Annotated in this window: 1 protein-coding gene and 1 pseudogene; both read left to right on the forward strand. The window is 72.6% G+C overall.

The genetic code is table 11. The features are described from left to right. Positions 1–862 (forward strand): annotated as a pseudogene (locus A5706_RS35085) (PE family protein); the annotation flags it as partial. Positions 863–945: 83 nt separating this feature from the next. After that, a partial coding sequence (locus tag A5706_RS30165; RefSeq protein ID WP_068139732.1) for an HNH endonuclease signature motif containing protein occupies positions 946–2144 on the forward strand: 1199 nt, incomplete at its 3' end.

Raw genomic sequence — 2144 nt, forward strand, 5'->3', positions numbered from 1 at the left:
CTCCACGGCGCGCGCAGTGCCGTTCACGGGCACAAGACTGATTGGCCGCACGGCCGTCGCTGAATCTGGCAATGAGCCGTCCGGCGGGGCCGGCGGGGCCGGCGGCCAGGGCTTCGCCCGCATCCCCTTCGGGATCGACTTGAGCCAGGGTGGGAACGGCGGCGCCGGCGGCGCCGCCACTTCCGCCCTAGGCACCGGGGGTGTCGGCGGCGCGGGCGGGAACAGCGCTTCCTCCGGTTTCTTCGGAATCGACCTGACCCAGGCCGGCGCCGGCGGAGTGGGCGGCGCCGCCGTCGGCGGACTCGCCGGCGCCGGTGGTGCCGGCGGTGCCGCCGCTGCCCCGGACTTCATCGGGTGGGGCGCTTCCATCGGCGGCAACGGCGGCGTCGGCGGTGCGGCCAGCGGCAACGGTACCGGCGGCCTCGGCGGCGCCGGCGGTACCGCGGCCACGGTGACGGGCATCGCCGGCGGCGGTGCGGGCGGAGCCGGCGGCGCCTCGACCCTGGGCACCGGTGGTGTCGGCGGGACCGGCGGCCTGGCCGCCGCGCTCCAGGGCGCCATCGGCGGTAACGGCGGGCACGGCGGCGCCGCTCCCTCCGGTAACGGCGGCAACAACGGCGGCGACGGCGGCGCGGGCCTTGGGTTCTTCGGCGCCGGCGGCGTCGGCGGCGACGCCGGTACCGGCAGCGGCGGTGCCAACGGCGGCAACGGCGGCAACGCCGGGCTGGTGAGCGGCGGTTCGTTCACCCCGTCGATATTCGGTATCGGCGGCAACGGCGGCAACGGCCACCTCCCCGGGCACGGCGGCACCGGTGGCCTCGGCGGCTTCTTCGGCGCGCCCGGCAAGAACGGCACCCCCTAGTCGCTGAAATCCCTTGCGCCACTTTGGCTTCAGGGGTCACATCGGGACGGTTCTTGTCGGTGGGCTCGCGTAGTTTTTCGAACATGGGTTCGAGTACGCGCGAGGAGATCGTCGAGGATTTCGACGCGTTGCGTGCCGCCGTGTCGCGCATTGTGGCGCATTCCTATGACGCGTTGACGACCCCCGAGCGGTTGCGGTTGTTGGAGCGGCTCGAACAGGACACGCGGCGGCTGCGGGCGCCGCAGCACGCGTTGATCAATCAGGTTGGCGCGCAGGCCGGCGCTGAAGAACTGGGCGGCACGCTGCGCGGGGCGCTGGCCGACCGGCTGCGCATCACCAAGGCCGAGGCGGCCCGGCGCATCGACGACGCCGAGGATCTGGGGGAGCGCCGGGCGCTCACGGGTGAGTCGTTGCCGCCGCTGATGCCCGCGACCGCGACCGCCCAACGCGAGGGGCTGATCGGTGACACCCACGTGCGGGTGATCCGCAGCTTTTTCGCCCACCTGCCCACCGAAATCGACCGGGGCACCCGGGAAGCCGCCGACGCCGATCTGGCCGACAAGGCCCGCCACTACCGCCCCGACGAACTCGCCAGATACGCGCGGCGGATCATGGACTGGCTACACCCCGACGGGGACTTCAGCGACGCCGAACGGGCCCGCAAGCGCGGCATCACCTTGGGCCAGCAGGACTTCGACGGCATGTCGCGCATCACCGGCCTGATCACCCCGGAACTACGGGCGGCGATCGAGGCGATGCTGGCCAAGCTGGCCGCCCCGGGCACCGCCAACCCCGAGGATGAAAACCCAATCATCGATGCGACCCCCGACGAGGACGCGGCGCGCCGCGACACCCGATCCCAAGCCCAGCGCAACCACGACGCCTTCCTCGCGGGCCTGCGCGCGCTATTCGCCTCGGGCGAGTTGGGCAGCCACAACGGGCTACCGGTCTCCATCGTCGTCACCACCACGTTGCAGGATTTGGAGGCGGCCACCGGCAAGGCGCTCACCGGCGGCGGCACCCTGGTGCCGATGTCCGACGTGATCCGCTGGGCCGCCCACGCCCATCACTACCTGGCGATCTTCGACCAGGCCAAGCCGCTGGCGCTCTACCACACCAAACGACTGGCCTCACCGGCCCAGCGCATCATGCTCTACGCCCGCGATCGCGGCTGCACCAAACCCGGCTGTGACGCCCCGGCCTATCACAGCCAGGTCCACCACCTCCGCGGCTGGACAACCACCCACCGCACCGACATCGACGACCTCACCCTGGCCTGCGG

This window comes from Mycobacterium sp. E796, assembly GCF_001672815.1.
Taxonomy (GTDB): Bacteria; Actinomycetota; Actinomycetes; order Mycobacteriales; family Mycobacteriaceae; genus Mycobacterium.